Origin of the sequence: Paenibacillus phytohabitans (assembly GCF_013141775.1) — a bacterium.
Lineage (GTDB): Bacteria > Bacillota > Bacilli > Paenibacillales > Paenibacillaceae > Paenibacillus_AQ > Paenibacillus_AQ phytohabitans.
The window spans coordinates 38172-60645 of sequence record NZ_WHOB01000062.1; the positions used below are offsets into that span (position 1 = coordinate 38172).

16 protein-coding genes are annotated in these 22474 nt (G+C 53.6%); 11 read left to right on the forward strand and 5 right to left on the reverse strand.

All coding sequences use genetic code 11. From position 1 onward, the window contains the following. Window positions 1–8 precede the first annotated feature (8 nt). From GC101_RS20640 to GC101_RS20660, 5 genes are all read left to right on the forward strand, one after another. Window positions 9–911, forward strand: coding sequence for a carbohydrate ABC transporter permease (locus GC101_RS20640; protein WP_171718784.1), 903 nt, complete (start codon window positions 9–11; stop codon window positions 909–911). Between the two features lie 36 nt (window positions 912–947). Then, entirely contained in the window at window positions 948–1958 is a 1011-nt protein-coding gene (locus GC101_RS20645) for a glycoside hydrolase family 130 protein (protein WP_171718785.1), read from the forward strand. A 28-nt stretch (window positions 1959–1986) separates the two neighbouring features. Then, window positions 1987–3417 (forward strand): FAD-dependent oxidoreductase, encoded by a 1431-nt coding sequence (locus GC101_RS20650; RefSeq protein ID WP_425497153.1) that lies wholly within the window; start codon window positions 1987–1989, stop codon window positions 3415–3417. Beyond that, window positions 3414–4412 (forward strand): SGNH/GDSL hydrolase family protein, encoded by a 999-nt coding sequence (locus GC101_RS20655; protein WP_171718786.1) that lies wholly within the window; start codon window positions 3414–3416, stop codon window positions 4410–4412. The genes GC101_RS20650 and GC101_RS20655 overlap by 4 nt, the downstream gene beginning before the upstream one ends. A gap of 1389 nt (window positions 4413–5801) precedes the next feature. After that, window positions 5802–6569 (forward strand): nucleotidyltransferase domain-containing protein, encoded by a 768-nt coding sequence (locus GC101_RS20660; protein ID WP_171718787.1) that lies wholly within the window; start codon window positions 5802–5804, stop codon window positions 6567–6569. Window positions 6570–6895: 326 nt separating this feature from the next. Here the strand turns inward: GC101_RS20660 and GC101_RS20665 are convergent, their stop codons facing one another. The 3 genes from GC101_RS20665 to GC101_RS20675 all read right to left on the reverse strand — a co-directional run bounded on the left by GC101_RS20665 (window position 6896) and on the right by GC101_RS20675 (window position 9924). Next, window positions 6896–8101, reverse strand: a complete 1206-nt coding sequence (locus GC101_RS20665; protein WP_171718788.1) for an ROK family protein — start codon at window positions 8099–8101, stop codon at window positions 6896–6898. 126 nt (window positions 8102–8227) lie between these two features. Further along, on the reverse strand, window positions 8228–9040 hold the full coding sequence (locus GC101_RS20670; protein WP_171718789.1) for an ABC transporter permease subunit: 813 nt from the start codon (window positions 9038–9040) through the stop codon (window positions 8228–8230). Further along, the gene (locus GC101_RS20675; protein WP_171718790.1) at window positions 9037–9924 is read right to left on the reverse strand and encodes an ABC transporter ATP-binding protein; all 888 of its coding nucleotides are present in this window, start codon (window positions 9922–9924) and stop codon (window positions 9037–9039) included. Before GC101_RS20675 ends, GC101_RS20670 begins: the two co-directional genes overlap by 4 nt. A 175-nt stretch (window positions 9925–10099) precedes the next feature. Here GC101_RS20675 and GC101_RS20680 point away from each other — a divergent pair, with 175 nt between their 5' ends. Further along, the gene (locus GC101_RS20680) at window positions 10100–10699 is read left to right on the forward strand and encodes a TetR/AcrR family transcriptional regulator (protein ID WP_076242560.1); all 600 of its coding nucleotides are present in this window, start codon (window positions 10100–10102) and stop codon (window positions 10697–10699) included. Between the two features lie 57 nt (window positions 10700–10756). On the opposite strand, the gene GC101_RS20685 is transcribed toward GC101_RS20680, so the two are convergent. Further along, entirely contained in the window at window positions 10757–11212 is a 456-nt protein-coding gene (locus GC101_RS20685; protein WP_039309990.1) for a CBS domain-containing protein, read from the reverse strand. Window positions 11213–11330: 118 nt separating this feature from the next. Here GC101_RS20685 and GC101_RS20690 point away from each other — a divergent pair, with 118 nt between their 5' ends. Further along, a complete protein-coding gene (locus GC101_RS20690) occupies window positions 11331–11765 on the forward strand; it encodes a MarR family winged helix-turn-helix transcriptional regulator (RefSeq protein WP_171718791.1) in 435 nt (144 codons plus the stop codon). Between the two features lie 81 nt (window positions 11766–11846). Continuing rightward, a complete protein-coding gene (locus tag GC101_RS20695) occupies window positions 11847–12314 on the forward strand; it encodes a MarR family winged helix-turn-helix transcriptional regulator (RefSeq protein ID WP_042134894.1) in 468 nt (155 codons plus the stop codon). Window positions 12315–12412: 98 nt separating this feature from the next. On the opposite strand, the gene GC101_RS20700 is transcribed toward GC101_RS20695, so the two are convergent. Then, a complete protein-coding gene (locus GC101_RS20700; RefSeq protein ID WP_171718792.1) occupies window positions 12413–14047 on the reverse strand; it encodes an MDR family MFS transporter in 1635 nt (544 codons plus the stop codon). Window positions 14048–14253: 206 nt separating this feature from the next. Between GC101_RS20700 and GC101_RS20705 the strand changes: the two genes are divergently transcribed. The 3 genes from GC101_RS20705 to GC101_RS20715 all read left to right on the forward strand — a co-directional run bounded on the left by GC101_RS20705 (window position 14254) and on the right by GC101_RS20715 (window position 21905). Next, on the forward strand, window positions 14254–14754 hold the full coding sequence (locus GC101_RS20705; RefSeq protein ID WP_039309982.1) for a MarR family winged helix-turn-helix transcriptional regulator: 501 nt from the start codon (window positions 14254–14256) through the stop codon (window positions 14752–14754). A gap of 651 nt (window positions 14755–15405) precedes the next feature. Then, window positions 15406–19356: a X2-like carbohydrate binding domain-containing protein gene (locus GC101_RS20710; RefSeq protein ID WP_171718793.1), complete on the forward strand. Its 3951-nt coding sequence runs from the start codon at window positions 15406–15408 to the stop codon at window positions 19354–19356. A 257-nt stretch (window positions 19357–19613) separates the two neighbouring features. After that, the gene (locus tag GC101_RS20715; RefSeq protein ID WP_171718794.1) at window positions 19614–21905 is read left to right on the forward strand and encodes a helix-turn-helix domain-containing protein; all 2292 of its coding nucleotides are present in this window, start codon (window positions 19614–19616) and stop codon (window positions 21903–21905) included. Window positions 21906–22474 lie beyond the last annotated feature (569 nt).

The window sequence follows — 22474 nt, forward strand, 5'->3', positions numbered from 1 at the left end:
TGATTCAAATGAACGAACATGTGATATCCAAGCAGCCGGCCGGGCTGAAGCAGTCCGTCCCCCGAGAGCCCGGCGGCCATGCGGGAAGAATAGCGGTCCGGACGGTGATGTGGGTGTTCCTGCTGGCAACAGCGCTCCTGACCTTGTTTCCGCTGCTGATGACGCTGGCAGGCTCGCTGAAGACAGGGGCAGAAATGATGACCGGCGGCAGCCTGCTTCCGGCGAAGCTGCAATTCGCCAACTATGCGGAAGCCTGGAAACAGGCCAACTTCGCCCGCTATACCTGGAACAGTGCTTTTATGAGTGTAATGGTTACGGTGGGGACGCTGCTGGTAGCCTCAATGGCCGCCTATGTGGTGGACCGGCGTGAGTTCCCCGGCAAACGGATATATGTCACGGTGCAGGCGTCCATGATGTTCATCTCGGTTGGTGCGATTGTGCTGCGCCCGCAGTTCGATCTGATGGTTGCGCTGCATCTGAATACGACGCTGTGGGGAGTCATTCTGATTCTGGTCAGTGCCCATTCCAGCACCTTCTTCATGCTGCAGGGCTTCTTCAAAGCGATCCCCCGTGAGCTGGATGAAGCTGCTATGGTCGATGGCTCCGGCTTCATCCGTACCTTCTTCCGCATCATTCTGCCGCTGCTGACTCCAGGACTGGGGGTTGCCGGACTATTCGCTTTCCGCCATTCGTGGAACGAATACATCCTGCCGCTGGTATTCACCATGACCAATCCGAAGCTGCAGACGCTGACTGTCGGGCTGGCGAATCTCCGCTACGGCTCCTCGGCCGCGATGCAGATCCATCTGATGATGGCCGGGGCCTGCCTGTCCATTCTGCCGATGCTGCTGGCATATATTCTGGCGAACAAGACATTCATTCAGGTTACGGCCGGTTCGGTGAAAGGGTAGCTATAATCTTGTATGTGCAAAGGAGAATCTTCCATAATGAACGATCTGACGATAGGAACACTTACCTCAAGTCCGGTGATGGTCCGGCATCCGCTTAACCCCATTCTGAAGCCTGTGGATGTCCCGTACGGGCCGGCCATGGTCTTCAACGCTGGAGTGACGAAATTCAAGGGCAGATATGTAATGGTATTCCGCAATGACTACGGGGATCAGAGCAAGGGGATCGTCGCTCCCCACCATACAACGAATCTGGGACTCGCCTTCAGCGACGACGGAGTAAGCTGGGAGGTGCAGCCGGAGCCGTGCTGGTCCTGGCATGATGAGGAAGTGGTCCGGGTGTATGATCCGCGCCTGACCGTGATTGGCGAACGCTGCTATCTGTGCTTCGCGGTCGATACGCTTCACGGCCTGCGCGGCGGGATCGCCGTGACGGACGATTTCCGCTCCTTCGAGGTGCTGAGCCTGTCGCTGCCGGATAACCGCAATATGGTACTGTTCCCGGAGAAGATCGGCGGCAAATATGTTAGGCTTGAGCGTCCGCTGCCGGTCTACAGCCGGGGAGGACTGGACCGCTTTGACATGTGGATGAGTGATTCCCCGGACCTGAAGTATTGGGGGAGTCACAAGCTGCTGCTGGCTGTCGAGAATGTGGCGTATGCCAATGACAAGGTGGGTCCCGGCGCCCCTCCCGTTAAGACGGACAAGGGCTGGCTGACGACATTCCATGCCGTGGATCTTGACCGCAGCCGGGGCAAGAACGGCTGGGAAGACAGCTGGAAGAAGCGCTATACCGCCGGGATTATGCTGCTTGATCTTGAAGATCCGGGCCGGATCATCGGCCGGGCGGCAGCGCCGATGCTGGCACCGGAGGCGCTGTATGAGACCTCGGGCGGGTTCCGCAACGATGTGATTTTTCCCGGCGGGATGATCCTGGAGGATTCCGGGGAGGTCAAAATTTATTACGGTGCTGCGGATACGGTGGAATGCCTGGCGACTGCGCATGTAGATGACCTGCTCCGGCTGTGTCTGGAGAAGGGGACTGAATAACTAAACCGGCCTTACAAGGAGGACGATTATGAATCAGGAACATATGAATTACGGAGATATGGATTACGGACAGATTACTCTACCATCTGCAGCTGTGCCGGTCTCCCGTGAGGTAGATGTGCTGGTGATCGGCGGCGGGGCGGCGGGCATTGCTGCCGCCATCTCCGCTGCCGAAGGCGGTGCAAGCACCATGATCGTGGAGCAGCGGGGTTATTTTGGCGGCATGGGGACTGTAGCGCTTGTGCCTGCCTTCTGTCCCTACACGGACAAGGTCAAGCCGATTATCCGCGGCCTCGGCCTGAAGCTGATGGAGCGGATGAAGCAGGCCTGCGATCCCGGCTATCAGGAGGAATACCGCGAAATGCTGGACTGGGTGCCGATTGATCCTGAGGTGCTTAAGCGTGTCTATGACGATGCCATTCTTGAGAGCGGTGTGACGCCGCTGTTCCATACCTTTGTCTACGATGTTGTGCTGTCCCCGGATGGACAGAGTATCGAGGGCGTGATTATTGTCAATAAATCGGGTCGGTCCTTCATCCGCTGCCGGTATATTATCGACTGTACGGGTGACGGGGACATCGCTGCCCTGTCGGGCGTTCCTTTCCAGAAAGGCGGCGGGGAAGGGGAGCTTCAGCCGGGCAGCATGTGTTATCTGCTGGCAAATGTAGACCGCAAGGAGTTCAGCCGGTTCCTGGAAGAAACGGGAGATACGGGTCAGCTGCACCGGACGGTTGAGCAGGCTATGGCTGAAGGGGCGCTGCCGGAAGGCCGCAAGTCCATTTCCGGCCTGGCCTGGGTGAGTGATTATCTGGTCGGGGTCAACTTCGGCCATGTGTTCGGGGTAGACGGAACGAAGGCCGAGGAGCTTACGCTTGGAGCCATCGAAGGCCGCCGGACCGTGCTGCGGCAACTGGAATTCTTCCGCAAGTATGTGCCGGGCTTCGGGGCGGCACATCTGGTGGCGAGCGGTGAGCAGCTTGGCATCCGGGAGACGCGGCGGATTCAGGGCGATTACATGCTGACCGTAGACGACTTCATTGCGGCGCGTTCCTTCCCGGATGATATTGCCCGCAATGCCTATTACATTGATATCCACCTGGCTACCAGCAAGAGTGATATGACCTTCAATCATCTGCCGCCGGGCGTCTCCCACGGCGTGCCTTACAGGGTCATGCTCCCCGTAGGCATCCGCAATCTGTGGGTGGCCGGGCGCTCCGTGTCCTCGGACCGGGCGGTTCAGGGCTCCCTGCGGGTGATGCCGAACTGCTTCTCGATGGGCCAGGCTTGCGGAACGGCAGCATCGCTGGCGCTCCGGGATGGCGCGGATTCCCGCAGCATCTCGATCCCTGAGCTTCAGCAGCGTCTGCTGGATCAGGATGTATGGCTCGGGGAGGGTTTCGTTCCGGGCACCGGTGCGGCGGACAGCAGGGAAGCAGGGGAAGCAGGGGAAGGGCATTGAAGAGCCTTCCTCTGACAGATGAATGGTTTCACGGCGCAGTTTCACTGGAGCACCGGGAGGAGGGGATCAAGCCCTGGCGTATTTCTTACCGGGATTATGAGTTGTATCCGCCGGACGGGATCGATGGCAAGGCGGAAATCTGCTCCGGTATCCGGCTGCGGCTGGCCACCGGCTCCAAGGCACTGGCCTTGTCGTTCAGTCCGCTTGCGGAGGCTGCCGCACTGGACTGTCTTATTGGCGGCGTGCTGTTCCAGAAGCTCCGACTTGCTGCGGGCGGCACGGAAGCCTTATTCACCGGGCTTCCGCCCGGTATGAAGGATCTGGAAGTCTATCTGCCGCAGAATACCGGCATTACACTGAGCGGCTTGCGGATCGAAGATGAGGCGGCTGCTGAACCGCTGCCGGATCACCGGCCAAGGTGGATCACCTATGGAAGCTCCATCACCCAGTGTGTGGCAGCGTCCAGCCCTTCGCGCACCTGGCCGGTCATTGCCGCCGGGGAGTGCGGCTATCATCTGACCAATCTCGGCTTCTCGGGCAACTGCCTGATGGAGCCGATGGCGGGCCGGCTGATCCGGGATTTGCCGGCTGAACTGATTACCTTGTGCGTAGGAGTCAATATATATGGTGCAGCAGCCTCCAGCCCGCGGATGTTCAAGCCGCTGCTGATCGGCATGCTGGAGACGATCCGTGAGAAGCACAAGGAGACGCCGCTGGCCGTCATCTCTCCGATCTACGGGACGGAGCGGGAGACGGAGGAGAACAAGCTCGGCTTCACCCTGCCGCTCATGCGGCGGCAGATCGTAGAGACAGTGAAGCTGCTGCAGGAGCGGGGAGACCGCCATCTGCATTACCTGGATGGCCTGGAATGGTTCGGCCCGGAAGATGGGGAGCTGCTCACGGATGGCCTGCATCCGGGAGCCGAAGGCTATGAGCTGCTGGGAAGCCGTTTCGGCAGCAGGCTGGCGGCAGCGCTTCAGGTGGGGCGGGTGTAGCCAGGGGATGGAGCGCCTGAGCGGATTCAATGGGCGAGTATAACAGCAGGTGAAAGACAACTATAAAAGGCAGCAGCCTTCCCGGTTAAGGGATGGCTGCTGCCTTTCCTGTTGTATAGGAAATTCTGATATATGTCAGTTGTGGACAAATAAGTCCCTTGGAATTAGGAGCAGATCCGTAATCCCATTGAATCTCCTGGTAAGCGGGCCAAAGGTTGGCTAATGTACGCGAAAAACCGAACACAATGAGCTTCCGTGAAGGCAAACAGACCAAATGTATGCGAAAAACCGAATACAATGTGCTACTGCGAAGGTAACCGGAGCAAATGTATGCGAAAAACCGAACACAATGTGCTATCGCGAAGGTAACCGGGTCCAATGTATGCGAAAAACCGAACACAAGCAATGTGCTATCGCGAAGGTAATCAGGCCTAATGTATGCGAAAAACCGAACACAATGAGCTACTGTGAAGGTAACCGGAGCAAATGTATGCGAAAAACCGAACACAATGTGCTATGCGAAGGTAACCGGAGCAAATGTATGCGAAAAACCGAATACAATGTGCTACGCGAAGGTAACTGGACCAAATGTATGCGAAAAACCGAACACAATGTGCTACTGCGAAGGTAACCGGAGCAAATGTATGCGAAAAATCGAATACAATGTGCTACGCGAAGGTAATTGGGCCCAATGTATGCGAAAAATCGAATAGATTTTGTCCTTGTTAAGGCAATTATACCGTTTGTTGCTTGAACAATTGCTGATCACTCACACCTGCCAATGAAGCGGACTGAGAGGACGCTATATCTCCCAAAAGCCACTTTATGAGGCTGAAGCGGACTGAGAATCGCTTATCTTGCAGATTCGGGCCATAAATGAGGTGAATTCGCCCACATAACGGAATGTGAGTCCGCTTGTTCCCCAAATCTGCCTGATCTGCCCGAATAACGGAATCTCAGTCCGCGTTGCCGGCTGGTAGGCTGATTTGATGAGCCGCCAAGCATTCTGTGAACATCGGCACTCTACAAGGCCCGCCAAGCACTCACTGCGAATATTCGCAGTCAATAAGCCCAACCAGGAATCACCCTGACGCACCATTAGGAGTGATTGTCGGTATGCAAGAGTGATAAGCGGCGTGCTAGAGTAAGAATCAGTGCGTAAGTGTGATTACCGGTACGTTGACTATCGATGCTTTAGTGGGATTACCGGTGTCAAAAGATAATAAAGTTCTAGACTGAGAAAATAAAGTATTAGACTGTCAATACTTCATTAAGCTCTAACGGGCAGGATAGTTGAATGATTACGCGAATAACTTAAGTCATGACGAATTTACGAAGTTCGCAAAAAGATGTTAGCCGAAAGAAGTTCTTAGTTTAGGAGGAGTCTATATGATATTAGAAAAAGTTATAAATAAAATTGTAATACAAAGTGAATATAAGGATTTTGTTGATAAGTATATAGATAATATACTTACCGAATTTAAAGATAAGATTCATAGCATTTATATGTGTGGCTCGATTCCAAAAGGAACTGCTAAACCTTTTAAGTCAGATGCAGACTTTACTATTGTATGTGTAAATCCCAAAGATATTGATTACGAAAGATTGTCAAATATTAAAGACAGGCTTTTGGAAGAATATCCAGTAGTAACTAAGATTGATACGATAATTTGCTCGATTGACGATGTATTAAGTAAACCAAATGAGTGGGGTTTTTGGGTAAAGATAATTTGTGTTTGCATATATGGTCATGACGTTGGTGAAAAAGTACCACCGATAATTATTTCTCCAGAGTTTATTTTAGACTTAAATACAGAGACCAAGGAGGAAGTAGCTCGTATACATAGTTCACTTTCTAATGCTAGTGATAACACAATGAAAGCTAGATATATTAAAGGTTACTCTAAGAGATTAATTCGTGCATTATACTCTTTGGTTATAGAAGATACAGGTGTATGGCAAGATGACATCATTAAGATGAAGAATGCCATATTAAACTATTGTGAGATTGACTCCGCTTTAGTTGATTATCTGTATGCTTGTTACTTGGATAGTAATGTACTTGTTGAAGAGTTTCTGGGAGTTGCAGATGAAGTATATAGCTATTTTGAGAACGCCTTAAATGCAATGGCTGCTTCCAGAACTTCCTTCGGCTAAAACCATATTGACGCTCCGGGTCACTCTGAGAAGCGAGTGACCACATCCAGCCTCCTAAGCCCGTGGGGACATCACTGCGTTAGGGGTTCAGCAAGCCTCACAACTATAAGCAGCGACTCTAATTAAAACATAAGACGATTAAGCTAACCGGAAACGTTAGTCGAACGACAACAGCGGCAGTCAAAGACTTTATTTATCAGTCTTTGACTGCCGCTGCTTTTATTAATGGATCAGTCTAAGACTTTATTTTCACCGAACAACCAGTACGTTGACTATCGATGCATTAGTGAGATTACCGGTGCGTAGAGTGATACCGGCACTGTTCCCTAGTTCGTCAACTGGTGCAGCACCATAGCGCAAGCGCCTGCTGCCACCGAGCGTTCACCCAGTCTGCTGCGGGTGAAGCGGACGTTATACTGCTCGCGGTAATAGGTCCGCTCAAGGGCGATCCGGGTCGCCTCCTGATAGAAATCATCGGCCGCGAGGAATAGCGGGCCGCCGAGGATGACTTCCTCGGGATGGAGGATATTGATCAGATTGGCCAGCCCGATGCCGCAGTAGACGGCCATCTCGTGGAACAACCGGACAACCTCGGGATCACGGGCATGGAGCGCTTCTATTAGATGGGCGAATTCCAGCTGCTCCGCACTCTCGGCCAGGCTGCGGAGCAGCCCGCTGCTGCCCAGCCGCCAGACTTCACGCGCCTGTCTCTCCAGGGTGTGGATGGACACATAGCTCTCCCACGCACCGGCGTTGCCGCCGGGAATATGCGGCGGCAGCCCGGAGCCTTCGATGATCATCTGTCCGACAGCCCCCTCGGTATCAATCATGCCATAGAGCAGCCGTCCATCATTCATGATGGCGGAGCGCAGGCCGATTCCGGCATGGAGGTAGAGCAGATGATGCTGCATCCGGTTACTGCTGGCCCAGTATTCGCCCAGCAGAGCCGTATTGGCTCCATTGTCCAGATATACCGGCACAGCCAGCCGCTGTTCCAGCAGCTCCTTAATATGTACCTGAGACCAGCCCGGCGCAGTGAACCGTGCCGGATTCAGGATAACTCCGGCCTGGCGGTCCAGCGGGCCGACTGCGCCGATGCCAAGTCCCGCGACCCGGCCAAGATCAATGGAGGCTGCAGCTAGCATCTGCAGTGCCTGACTATGTAAGGATTCCATCAGATGCTCCGGGGTAAGGGCGGTATCCATGTTCCAGGTATATTCGCCCAGCAGCTGCAGATGAAAGTCCATCAATACGAGCTTGGCATGGGTACGGGAGATCTCCAGTCCCAGCAGATAGGCATAGGAAGGATTGGTCTCATAGAGAGTGGGACGGCGGCCTCCGGTAGATTCGCCGAAGCCGACTTCAACCAGCAGCTCCAGGGACAGCAATTCATCCAGTATGCGTGTTAACGTGCTTATGGTCAGTCCGCTTTCGTCCAGCAGACTTTGTTTGGAGACGGTGCCGTGTTTTCTTACAGTGAAATAGATTTCCCTGGCTTTGGGATTGGCGATAAGTTCATGAATAAGCAGCAAAGACGGTTCTCTCCTTATGAATATACTAAACCTGATGAATAGACAAGACCTGCTTTTACAATGACACAAAAAGCAAGGTGCCGCAACTGTCCCAAGGAGAGAATAGACTTGCAGGGTTCCATCCGGTTATAGCGGTAAATCCCGCCGTCTGAACAGCTGTATGCCGATCGTGAAGCAGGCCAGCCCAATCATCAGCAGCCAGATGGAGACCTCTGCCCAGGCTGCTGTTCCCTGGACAATCTCGCCGGGACGGTAGAAGCTGAATAGGGTGAAGAAGCGCAGCACATCCAGCTTATCACTGATTTTGCCGAGAATATCGAGGGTGAAGAACCCGAAAGTGACCGCCCCGGAGATTCCGAGCGCCTTCTTCTCGTCATTGCAGGCACAGGAGACCAGGAAGCAGAATCCGCCGATGGCGAAGAACAGCAGAAAAGCCACCAGGTTAAGCTGGCTGAACCGGGCAATTCCGAACTCGTAGCCGCTGCCGAGGAACCAGGCTTTGCCTGCGAAGCCGGATAGTGTGGTCACAGCCATTATGATGAACAGGGAGGTAACCAGCACCATCGCCTGGGTGAAGGCCACCTTGCTCCGTGTTGTCGGTGTAGCCAGCAGGTAGGCCATCGAGCCGCGGTCCACAAGTTTGGCCACCAGCTGTGTGGACATCTGTACGCAGACTATAGCCAGAATCAGGACGAGAATCAGCCCGTAATATTCGCCCGAGATGAAGCCCTCCGCGCTTGAGAAGCCGTTATTCAGCCCGAAGGCCTTGCCTACGCCTTCCGGCATCGCCTGCACCAGATCGTTCAGCGCCTTCGTGTTATCTGCCAGGCCGGGGTAGAGCCAGATCATGAACAGAATATAAAAAGCCGAACCCCCGGCGTAATTCATAATCCCCCGCAGGTTGACACGCATCATTTCCTTATATAGGGCCAGATTCATTGCACCTTCGCCTCCCGGTCATAATAGTCCATGAAGATATCCTCCAGGTTCTGGGTAAAGATATCCATGCTGCGGACCGGATATTTCGCAAGCTCAGCGGTGAACGGATTATAATTGCCTTGCACGGCAATCCTCACCCGGTTGCCTGCGATAGAATCTATTATCAGGCCGGAGGCGGCGAACCGCTGTGCATCTTCCGGGGTCTCGAATAGGATTTCAAACAGCTTGCGCTGCATGGATTGCAGCTCATGAATATTCTTCACGGCCACGATGCTGCCGTCTTTGATAATCGCTGCGCGGTCGCAGGTCCGTTCAATCTCCTGAAAGCTGTGCGAGGACATCAGGAAGGTGGTTCCGGCTGCTTTTTCCTCCAGCACCAGCTGGGTGAAGATCTTCTGCATCAGCGGGTCCAGGCCGGAGCTGGGCTCATCGAGAATGATCACTTCGGGGCTGTGCATGAAGGCGGCGACAATGCCGACCTTCTGCTTCATGCCCTTGGACATTTTGCGGATCGGGGTGGCCGCATCAAACTGAAGGCGCCGGATCAGCATCTCCCGTTTGGCTGTGTCCTTCACGCCCTGCATGGAGGCCATGAACTGCAGGAAGCTTGCTCCGGTCATGCCGTCGATGAAGCTGATCTCGCCCGGCAGATAACCGGTATGGCGCTGCACCTGGCCCTGACCCTTCCAGGCATCGAGGCCATTGATCGTTACCGAGCCGCGGTCTGGGCGCATGAAGCCCATAATATGCCGGATCGTTGTCGATTTGCCGGCGCCGTTGGGGCCGAGGAACCCGAATACCTCACCTTTATTCACGGTAAATGAGACATCGCGAATCCCCTTGCCGTTTGAAAATTGTTTCGTTAAACCTTCCACTTGCAGCATGCTGCCACCCCCGACAGAAAATAATGAAATAGTATTGAATGGATATTTCAGATGTTATAATAGTCCCAGGCTACGCCTAAGTCAATATAATTATGAAATGAATTCATTCATATATTTCATTATTTTTTCGGGTAGGGAAACAGCCCGGCTACAACGTCAAGTTAGGGTGAAGGAAATGAACGGTTTTGAGAAGCGGACGGCTCTAATCAAGGACAAAATCATGAAGACAACGATCTCCATGCTAAACACCTGGGAGCCGAAGCGGCTGAGAATTGCGGACATTGCCCGGGAAGCCGGCGTGTCACAGGTAACGATTTATAATTATTTCGGGAGTAAAGAGGCGCTGATTAGCGAATCTTTCAAGGATTTTATCCAGCAGGCTATTGATGAGTTCAGGGAGGAAATGAGGCGGCAGCAATCGCTCAAGGAACTGATTGCCTATAGCCTTTTTAAGGAGAAGGAGACCTATTCCAGCCTGCCGCCGGCGTCAATCAAGGAGATTATGGTTGATGATCAGGAGATGTACGTATATATTCAGCGGCAATATGAAGAGCAAATTGTACCACTGATGGTACAGATGGTGGAAGAAGGCAAAGCCCGGGGAGAAATTTCGGATAAAGTGTCAGTGAAAGCGGTTCTGCTGACCATACAGTTATATATTAAGAGCTCGGGAGAGATGCTGGGCAGCCTGGCAGGGCATGAGGATAAGGATGCGTTTCTGGAGGAGCTTATTCACATCTTCTTCTATGGCTTATGCGGCCGGGAGCCGCAATAGACGCGGCGCCGGCAACAGTCCGGTAAGGCAGCTTGCATAGCAGAACACAGCATCTGGCTAGAGCAGCGCCTTGAAGGAATGGCGGATCACATCACCGCGGCTGATGATCCCGACCAGCACACGGTTACGCTCAACGGGGACCTTTTTGATCTGCTTTTTGCCGAGAATGGTGGCGATCTGTTCAATGTCCTCTTCGTAGTGCACAGTGACCACTTTCTTCTTGGCGATGGCCATGACGTTCAGATTGAGCAGCTTGCGCGTCCGTTCTTCGAACTCATCATTATCCCCGACGAATACATTGATCTGGAAAAAAGAATCCACAATCAGATCCTCATGCCTGCCGATATAGCGCATAATATCTCCGTCGCTCAGATAAGCGACAATCTCGTTCCGGTCATTGACTACAGGCATGCCGCTGATCCGGTGGGTGATGCATTTCTCAATAAAAGTCCGTACAGTGTCTTCCTGCTTGACCTTGTAGACCTGGCGGATCATGAACTCATGGGCTTTCATATAGGTTCCCCCTGAAAAGTATCTCATGCACAAATAAGTTGCATAATGAAAGTATATACTTGTATTATACAAGTGGAAAGAACGATGTCAATGAAGAAAGAGAAGAGGATGGAATCGCATGGAGAAACGTTCAATAGAGACGATAGAGCTGGAAATGGCGGTTCTTGTCCGCCGTCTGACCTCACTTACCACGTACAAAAAAATCGGCAATCTCGACCGGGCGGCCTACCTGCTGCTGCATCAGATTGCTTTCAATAACGGAACTGCCGGAGTGAAGATGCTCTCCGATGAATTCCAGCTGGATATCTCCACCGTCAGCAGGCAGGCGGCTGCACTGGAGAACAAGGGATATATCATCCGTGTACCGGACCCTGTAGATGGACGGGCCTATACATTGCAGATTACGGAGCTGGGCGGAGAAATTCTGGATGAGAACCGGCAGATGCGGCAGGAAATAATGGGCAAGCTGCTGGTAAACTGGTCGGATGAAGAGGGAGATTCCTTCGGGGAGCTGCTGCGGAAATTCAATGCGACTTTTCTGGAAGAGGATTAACCAGGGCGAGCCGTTTCCTGAGTGGAGGGTTTGGGCTGTTTTGGGCTATACTTAAGTTAATAAAGCTTATGGGGTGTACCGATGAACGAAGATAAATATGAACATATTGATGACTTAATAGAGGCTTTTCAGCAGTTTGCCCGGATGAATTGGCGCAAGACGACGCTCTGGGGACTGAAGCCGAGTGAAATCCGCGTGCTGGTCTCGATCAAAAAGGGTATGGAGCAGGAAGGCAACAAGGGGCGGACGGTTTCCGATATCAGCAAGCTCCTCAAAGTGACTTCTCCCACGGTCACGCAGATGGTGAACAGCCTGATTGCCCAAGGCTACGCTGTGCGCACGCCGGATAGCCAGGACCGCAGAATCAGCGACATTACACTAACGGACAAGGGTGCGCATCTTGCCGATATGGCGGTGGCGAAATCCCGGGAGACCTTCCAGGGGATGATTGACCATCTCGGCAAAGAACGAAGTGAGACCTTAAGCGAGCTGCTGAACGGGGTATACGAATATTTCGAGCAGCTGAATAGCCAGCAGAATGATTTCTGAACAGTAATATTGGGCATTGTATACAAAAAGAGATGTCCCGCAGCTGCAGCTGTTCCGGGACATCTCTTTGTTGTTTATAGGATTAACTTGTGAATCTGTTAATGCCCTGCAGGCGCAGTTTCCTTCCGCAGCTTGCTCCCCGCACCGGATTCCTCTGCGGCAGCCTCTGTCTTGGATTCGCTGGAACGCAACGGAATCTCCTTCAGGAACAGAACAAGCACGGCTGCAATAACGAGCAGCGCAGTACCGCTCAGGAACACTACCGTCAGGGAGTCGCTTAGCGCCCCGCGCAGCATCTCAATCAATTGATTGAAGAGCGGCCGGATCTGCTCCGGCAGCGTTGTATGCAGCTCTTTCAGCTTAGGCTGGTCTAGCAGTAGCTGCGGATTCATGAAGGCTGTAAGCTGCCCCGCGGCTTCCGGATCAAGCTTGGACAGGTCGGGACCTTTGCCGGAGGCCACTGCAGATTCCAGCTTATGCGTAAGAGTTGTGTTCATCACGGTACCCATAACGGCAATCCCGATAGTACCGCCAAGGTTACGGAAAAGAGTTGTGGTAGCTGTAGCTACGCCCAGCATCTGCGGAGCCACGGCGTTCTGCACGGTCAGCGTGAATACCGGCATCGCCAGTCCGAGTCCGATCCCGAACACGATCATGCTGGCCACAGCCATAATTATGCTGTTCATGAAGGCCATCATGATCATGGCGGCGACCATAAACGGCATGCCGATCATGGCGTAGCGCTTGTATTTACCAGACTTGGAGATCCAGCGTCCGGCCAGTGTGCTGAGCACAATCATCATCAGCGACATCGGCATGTTGATGAAGCCGGAATTGGTCGGGGACACGCCCTCGACCCCTTGCACGAAGAACGGCAAATAGATCATGGCGCCCATCATGCCCGCATTCATCAGGAAGCCGATAATCATCGAGATGGTGACAATCGAATTCTTGAACAGGGAGAGCGGCAGCACCGGACTCTTGGCTTTGCGCTCAATCAGAATCAGAATGACTGCACCGGCAATCGCTGCCGCGAACAGTCCGAGAATCTCCGGTGAACTCCAGGCATATTTGGTGCCTGCCCAGGAGAAGCCGAGCAGCAGGGCGACGATGCTGAGGGACAGGAAGATGGAGCCCGGATAGTCAATCGTTTCGGAAGTTGCGCGCGTTCCTTTGGGGAACATTCTCCAGATCATGATGAACGCTACAATCCCGAGCGGCAGGAAGATCCAGAAGATCCAGCGCCAATCCATATGATCGACCATGAATCCGCCGAGGGTAGGACCGATTACGCTGGAGAAGCCGAACATGGCCATCATAATTCCCGTCCACTTCGCCCTTTCCCGCGGAGCGAACAGGTCGCCTACGGCAGTGACGGTGGCCGACATCAGAATTCCGCCGCCGACGCCCTGTATCCCGCGGTAGGTGATCATCTGATAGATGTTGTCAGACAAGCCCGACAGGAAGGCCCCAATGATAAAAATAACAATCCCGGCGAGCAGGAAGGGCTTGCGGCCGTAAATGTCGGATAACTTACCGACCAGCACCGTGGCAATGGTGGAGGTCAGCATATAGATGGTGATTACCCAGGTGTAATGCTCAATTCCGCCCAGGATGGCAATAATCCGGGGCATTGCGGTGCCGACAATTGTCTGGTTGATCGCCGCGAAGAACATAGCCGCCATTAAGGCGATCATAATGGTTACTTTCTTTTTTTGCGTGAGATGCTCCATGGCAGGGTACTCTCCTTTGATCCTATACGTATTATAGTTTGGCTTTTTATGATATTCTAATTAGGTAGCCAAACTACCTTTTATGTATAATACACAACTATTTTAAACATCACAATAATTTTATTTTTTATCGGAAGATAATAGCGGTTTGTATTGATTTTCACATGTTAGGTAGGTAATCTAATGATATAGAACGGAGGTGTCTCATGAGTATCCAGGACAGTCAGGAAAGGCAGCTGCTTATCACACTGGAAAATATAAAACGCCTAACCCCCCGTCAGCAGAGCATGGACTCTATCCCGCATGGAGAATTTGTAACGATGTTTGTCATACATGCAGCCATGAAGCAACAGGAGGCGGATGAACAGGAACGCGGAGGCCCGTGCCGCGGCCTGATGGTCTCCAGATTAAGTGAGCTGATGCAGGTCAGCCGGCCGACGGCTTCACAAATGGTCAGTACGCTGGAAGAGAAGGGTTATATTGAACGCGTGATGTCCGAAACCGACCGCAGGGTCATCTATATCTGCCTGACGGCCAAAGGCCAGGCGGTATTCGGCAGCAGAATGGACCGTTATTCGGATGTGCTGGCCGAGATTATCGATAAAGTGGGCCGGGAGGAGATTGATCAGCTGATCTCGACCTGCGGCCGTCTGATGGAAGCCGTGAACGAGGTACGGCCGCGGGTAATGGGGAATGCGTCCGAATGAGCCGTAATCCGGGTAACTTATAAACCTGTAAGCGATGAAGACTTTAAACTATAAATTCCACTTTTGCTAACCGTCTGATTTCAGGCGGTTTTTCTGTTGCGTTATTATCGCAGATTGGGCCAATGTCCTCTCCACAGCAGGCAATTTCTGCTTGGTCCACACGTAAAGAAGAAGAGAAGGCAGCTAAGTGGAAAAACGACATCTAATAACGCAGAAACCTCTGTATACGGTAGATAGTTGGAGAAATAGCACTTGCTGCCACACGGATCGGAGAAAAACGAGGGAAGAGGGGAAATTAGGTGGAGAAAATCCAGCTAAAATCGGTAAGGCTACCCGTGAGGCCGTGGGAAGTGGAGGAAATCCATTTAATCTCTGGGGCGCCATTCACCATCACAAGGAGCAATAACTGCAGGAAAACTGGATGCCCGCCTGAGTTTTGTCCCCCGTGAACAGGGGAAGCTGTACGCCGAACACCGCAGATGTACCTATCCAAGGAGGGCAGAACCCCTCTATGATCAACTCGTATGGAAAGCGCTACCATTATTGGCCGTCTCATCATGAGTAAGCAGAGAGCATGCAATGAGCATGCAGTGGGCAAGTTGCGGCAGGAATAGAAAGCGCTTTATAAATTGCCGAGGGGAGCTGGGATATTTGAAGTCTTTGGGTAAGGAAATCGGCTTGTGCCTGCTGATGCTGATCATGACAGCAGCGCAAACCGGACTTGCGGGAACCAGGCAGAATGTAGCGGAGGCAGCTGACAAGGAGCTGGCACAGAAGCCTTATATGGGCTGGAGCAGCTTCAGTATGCAGGTGTATGAGCCTTCAGGGAACTGGATATCGGCGGACAGCATCAAGAAGCAGTCGGATGCCATGCATGAGAAGCTGCAGTCGCACGGCTATGAGTATATTAATATTGACGCTGGCTGGAACGGAAGTATGGATGAATACGGCAGGCCTATTCCAAGTACTGAGCGTTACCCGAACGGGTTCCAGGAGGTCATCGACTATGTCCACAACAACGGGCAGAAAATCGGAATCTACCTGATCCCCGGCTTGTCCATCGACGCCTATAATCAGAATCTTGAAATCTACGGAACTGCCGGTGAATGCCGGATGCAGGACATTGCCGTGCAGCCGCTCAAGATTGTGGATGCCTGGAATGCCTACAGCTACAAGATCGATTTCAGCAACCCCTGCGCGCAAAAGTATATTGATTCCATCGCCGATATGCTTGGCGAATGGGGGATCGACTTCGTCAAATTTGACAGTGTAACTCCAGGGTCAGGCATCAACAATCTGAGTCTTGATGCACGCGGCGATGTGGAAGCCTGGTCCAAGGCTTTGGCCCGGCATGACATCTGGTTCGAGCTCTCCTGGGCGCTCGATCATAATTATGTGGACTTCTGGAAGAAATACGCCAACGGCTGGCGAATTCAGTGGGATGTTGAAGCCTACGACAGCAATGTGGGATTAACCCAGTGGGGCAATATCGCCCGGCTATTCCCGGATGCTTCCGTATGGTGGCGGGATGCCGGTCCCGGCGGATGGAATGACTTCGATTCGCTCAATGTCGGAAACGGGGCAATGGACGGTCTGACCAAGGATGAACGGCAGACAGCCATGACCTTCTGGGCCGTATCTGCGGCGCAGCTCTATATCGGCAACGACATGACCCGGCTTGACGACTATGGCCTGCAGCTGCTGACGAATGACGAGGTCATTGCCGTCAACCAGTCCGGGCGTCCTGCTCATCCGGTGTCGATGGATACGAAGCAGCAGGTCTGGTATGCGAATAACGGCGACGGCACCTACAATGTGGCCTTGTTCAATCTCGGCAGCCGCAGTGCAGCAGTGGAGGTGAAGTGGAGCGATATCGGACTCGAAGGCCCGGCTTCTGTCCGCGATCTGTGGAGCCACACGGAGCTTGGAACCTTCGGGGACGGTTACAATGCAGGAGCGCTTGAACCGCATGCTTCGCGGATGTTCAAGGTGACAGCCAAGGAGGGCACCTCGATTGTTAATGATGATGATACCGGGCTGCGCTATACCGGCTCCTGGCAGCGTAACGGCGGGAAAGAGCAGGTTCCCGGCAGCCAGGATATGAATATCAGCATCACTGATACATCTCCGGCTCCGGGTGAGGGAGATCCGGGGGACGGCGGGCAGCAGGGCGGCGGCGGAACAGACCCGGGTGATCCGGGGACTGGCGGGGGAACTTCGGTTACCCGTTCAGTCTATGTCAACGACAGCAATCCGGCTATTTCCTACAGCGGCTCCTGGTCAGCCTCGACCGGCAGATCTGCCGGAGACCACAGGGCAGATGTGCACTATACGGAGCAGAACGGTGACTATTTCCAGTATACCTTCAGCGGTACGGGAATTGAGCTGCTGACGGAGAAGGACCCCGCACAAGGCGATATGCTGGTGTATCTGGACGATGCCGTAAGTCCGGACCGGGTGAGCACGTATACGTCCGGGGATAAGGAAGCCCAGCAGATCGTATATAGCGCTTCGGGGCTGGCGGAAGGTGAGCATACTCTGAAGGTGGTCAAGGACTCCGGCCAATATATGCTGCTTGATGCGCTGCGGATTACGGCAGGCCAGCTGATTAATCCGCAGGCAGGCAGCTTCGACAAGGCGCCCGGCAGCCAGGCGGATCTGGAGCTTGCACTGGCAGCCGGCAGCGACTCGCTGCTGGCAATCACGAATAATGGCGTTGCCCTGCTGCCGGGCGCCGATTACACTGCTGACGGCAGCACAGTCATCCTGAAAAAGGAGTATCTGTTCAACCAGCCATCCGGCCTTACGGAGCTGGCGCTTAGCTTCGACGGTGGAAGCAGTGAGCTGTGCACTGTCCAGATAACAGGCTCCTCTACAGTGCGCTACGAACAGATCAACAATGATGATCCCGGAATTACCTATAATGGCTCCTGGTCGCGCAGTACAGGAAGAAACATGGGAGACTACAAGGATGATGTGCAGTACACCGAGCTGAACGGTGATTCCTTCGAGTACGCCTTCAACGGGACAGGGATCAGTCTGTATACCGAAGTAGACAGCTCGCAGGGGGATATGGATATCTATGTCGATGGAGAATTCAAAGAAACCGTAAGCGCGTACCGCAACGGGCGGCTGGCCCAGCAGAATCTGTACAGCATTTCCGGTCTTCCGGAAGGCATTCATACTTTGCGGGCAGTGAAGAAGTCAGGCCGGTTCATGCTGCTGGATATGCTGAAGGTGGAGATTCCCGATCTCGTTAATCCTGTGGAGGCTGTCTTCGACAAGGCAGCTGCGGCTCAGGCCGATATAGACGTGACGCTGCTCCGGCAGCCGGGACTGTTCGGCGGCATCCGCCAAGGGTCTTACACGTTGGTAGAGGATACGGATTATACGCTCTCCGGCAGTACAGTTACGCTCGCGAAGTCCTATCTGGCCGCTCAGCCGGCTGGAACACTTACGCTGACCTTTGAATTCAGCGGTGATTATCAGAATGATGTGCATTACACGGAGAGTGATGGTGATTATGTCGAATATGTCTTCAAGGGTAGCGGGATTTCGCTCGTAGGGCCGACGGGCCCGGAAATGGGCGACATTGAGCTGTACGTGGACGGCGAACTGCGGCAGACAGCCAGCGCCTATAGCGCGAACCGGCAGATTCTGCAGAGTATTGCCGTGATTACAGGACTTGAGGCAGGCCCGCATGTGCTGAAGGCTGTGAAGAAGTCAGGCGGTCTTATGCTGGCCGATCAGTTAAGAATCACCTTGCCGGCTGCTGACGAGGGTCCGGGTGAAGAGCCGACGGCAACACCGGCTCCAAGTGCAACACCGGAACCTGCTGCAACGCCGGAAGCTACAGCCACACCACAGCCCGGAGCCACGGCGCAAACCGGAGGTAATCCGGCTCCGGCTGCAACCGCTTCGCCTGCAGTAACTGTAGCGCCATCGCCGACATCTGCGCCGGTTCCATCTTCTACGCCGGGCATTGCAGAGGAACATCATTCCGCATATGCCAAAGGATATCCGGACGGCTTATTTAAGCCGAATCAGAAGATTACCCGCGCCGAGATGGCATCGCTGCTGTTCGCAGCCATCACACCAGAGGCCGGCGGATCAGCGGCATCGTTCAGCGATGTAAGCGCAGATTACTGGGCAGCAGCGGCGATATCCGCTGTGGCCGAAGCCGGGATGATGACCGGTTACAGCGATGGCAGCTTCAAACCGGCGCAGCTGATTACCCGTGCAGAGATGGCGAGTCTGGCAGCCGTACTGATACCGGCAGACACGGCAGACACGGCGGCAGGCCGCGGATTCCCGGATATTGCCGGGCACTGGGCAGAGGCAGCCATCCTGAAGGCGCAGGTTGCCGGAATACTGAGCGGCTACAGCGACGGTAGCTTCAAGCCCGGCAATCCTTTAACCCGGGCAGAGGCGGTTACGGTGATTAACAGACTTATCAGCAGAGGACCATTGCGCGGGATGGCAGTTCCCCCGTGGCGGGATGTTCCGCTTACCCACTGGGCTTATGCGGACATCATGGAGGCTTCGGTGAATCATGCCTGGAAGCCTGCAGACGGAGGCGGTGAGCAGTTCAGCGGCTCCTGATTCCTGGATTTCTAACATCTGACTAATGTTAATCATCCGCTTGCACTGCCGCTCGCGCGAATCTCGCGCCGGGCGGCAGTTGTCTGCAGCGAGATCGGAATTACTAATAAAAAGCAGTGATGCCGGCCTGCATCGCTGCTTTTTATTAAATTCCCGATGGCCGCCGCGCGGAGGCGCAGGACAAAAGCTTGACTGGGCGGCAAATTGTTTTAAGCTAATACTATGATAGCGCTACCAATAGAGGGGAGAATCTTACCATGCCCAAGTACTCCAAGGTGTTCCGCAGATTTCTGATCTCCTATCTGGTCATCTTAATTATTCCCAGCATTGGGGGCTATATGTCGTACCACACCTCAATCTCTGTAACCCAGTCCATTTCGATTGAGAACAGCGTGACCCAGCTGGAGAAAAGCCAGGAGATTCTGGAGCGCCGCATGGCTGAGGTTGAAGGGCTTACCCGGCAGCTGGCCATTAATCAGGAACTGAATGTTCTGATGAATGAACAAGGCCGTGAAACGAATGTGTTCGGGATCTGGAGAGCCATGCGCAATGTCCTGACCTTCGGACAGACGAATGATTTTTTGCAGGACTATTATATTTATCTGGCCAATTATGATCTGGTGCTCACTGCCGGCTCCTCCTACCGCCCGGATCATTATTACGAGATCTATCACTACAAGGATCTCCCGCTGGAGGAGTGGAAAAAGGAGATTCTGGACCGTACGCACCGGAGTGAGATTAAGCCGCTTAGCGCTTTTGTGAGTAAAGGTACACCTACCTCGGTAATCACCTACATGCAGTCGCTGCCGCTGGATAGCTTCAATAATTCTTCGCCGGCTGTCGTGGTGGTTAATATTGACGAGAAGATTATCGCCAGTCTGCTGTCCGGGCTGACCGAGCGTGATGGCGGCTGGGTGCATATCAGCGATGCGGACGGCAATACCATAGTGCTGCAGGGGCAAAATGATGGTTACGTGGATAAGCTGGCTGCTGATCCTTTTTTTGACGCGGATAAGGTAAGCCAGTTCTACAGGGATGATCTCGTGATCACGACCCGCTCCGGCACGAACGGCTGGGTGTACCAGGCGGGGATTCCCCGCAGTGTGTTGATGGAGAATGCCAATAAAATTAAGCATATGACCTGGCTGATTACGGCCGGCGCCCTGTTCCTCGGTCTGCTGGCCGGGCTTGTGCTTGCCTACAGAAACAGTATGCCGATTAACCGTCTGCTGGCCGTGATGAAGGAGCAGTTCGGCAAGGAGGACAGTCCGGAGCGCAATGAATTCGACTTCCTGAGCGGGAATATCGCCGACATGATTACGAAGAACAAGCTGCTGGAGACTGAGCTGAACCGTCAGCTGCCGCTGGTCCGGGATGCTTTCCTCAAACGGCTGATCGCCGGGGAATTCGAATCCAGGGAGGAGATTGTCTCGGCAGCCGAGCAGGCGGATATCGGACTGGGTGAAGGAACCGGGTATGCGGGAATTCTGCAGATCAAAGGGTATTCCGGTATGGACAGTGTTGAAATCCTGAATGAGCTGAATGCGGCCCGGCTTCTGCTGAAGCAGACGTTTGCCGAGCTGGCGGGTCCGCTCCCGATGACAGATATGGGCTCTGACAAAATAGTCATTTTGTTCTTCTCCAGCCCGGCTGACGGTGGCCCGGCGGGCAAGGAAGATGGGATGGAACGCCTGATGGATCAGGGGGTTCAGCGGGTGTTTGAGGAATACCGCATTTCGGTGCAGGGCGGCTTCGGGGAGTATTTCTCGTCGGTTACTGAGGTTAGCCAGTCCTTCGAGCAGGCCAGACAGGCGCTGGAATATGCCGTATATACGAACCGTAAAGGAGTCATGCGCCATCAGGAGGTGCAGATTGAGAATACGACCTACTATTATCCTCTGGAGACGGAGCAGCGGCTGATCAGTACGATCCGCGCCGGCGAGCTGGCCGAGGCGGAGCGGATTATGGAGGCCACTTTTGCACAGAATCTGGGGCCCCGCGAGCTGTCGATGGAAATGAAGCATCAGCTGATCGGGGAGATGAAGGGCACCTTCCTCAAGCTGCTGGATCAAAAAATATTCATGGAGTCCCCCCTGGGGGAGAGCGTCAAACGGCAGATTATCGACATTGACACCTCGGCGCCGCTGGAGAGAATCCAGACGGAATTCCTTGAGCTGACCGGAGAGCTATGCGGATTCATCACCAACAAAAAGAAGGATGCGCACACCCAGATCATCAAGCAGATGTACCAGTATACCGCAGAAATGTACGCCGATACCGAGCTCACCCTGTACCGCGTCGCCGAGCATGTGGAGCGGCCCGAGAAATATATCTCGCAGCTGTTCAAGGAAGTGACGGGGGTCAATTATTCGGATCACCTGATTAAGGTGCGGATGGATGAGGCGGCAGTCCTGCTGAGAGAGAGCCGGTACACGGTGGATGAGATCGCGGCCAGAGTCGGCTACAACAGCTCACATTCTTTCCGGCGGGCGTTCAAGCGGCTGACGGGCATTTCGCCGAGCACCTACCGACAATCGCATGGCGAATAGTATTGATTTCACATGCTTAAGCGGCTGCAGCTGTCCATGGTCCGGACGCGCGGCCGTTTTTTATTGTCTGGTAAAGTACAACGTTTAGAAAAGAACACCATTAGGAAAAGAACACCATTCAGATAACTGTTGATAAAACAAATTTTCTCATTTTAAATTAGTACCAAGTTGAGTTAGCCGGAAATAGCAGCTGCCTTTAACTGCGCCGGAAGTGAGCGGGAAGGCAGGGTGAGAGGGATAAATCCCCTTAAATGTACCGGAAGTGAGCGGGAAGGCAGAAAGAGAGGGATAAATCCCCTTAAATGCGCCGGAAAGTGGGCGAGATGGGAGAAAGAGAGGGATAAATCCCTTTAAATGTGCCGGAAAGTGGGCGAGATGGGAGAAAGAGAGGGATAAATTCCTTTAAATGTGCCGGAAAGTGGGCGGGACGAGGAAATGAGGGGCAGAAGTGCCCCTGAATCCGCCAAAAGTGGGCGGGATGAGGAAATGAGGGGCAGAAGTGCCCCTGAATCCGCCAAAAGTGATCGGGATGAGGAAATGAGGGGCAGAAGTGCCCCTGAATCCGCCAA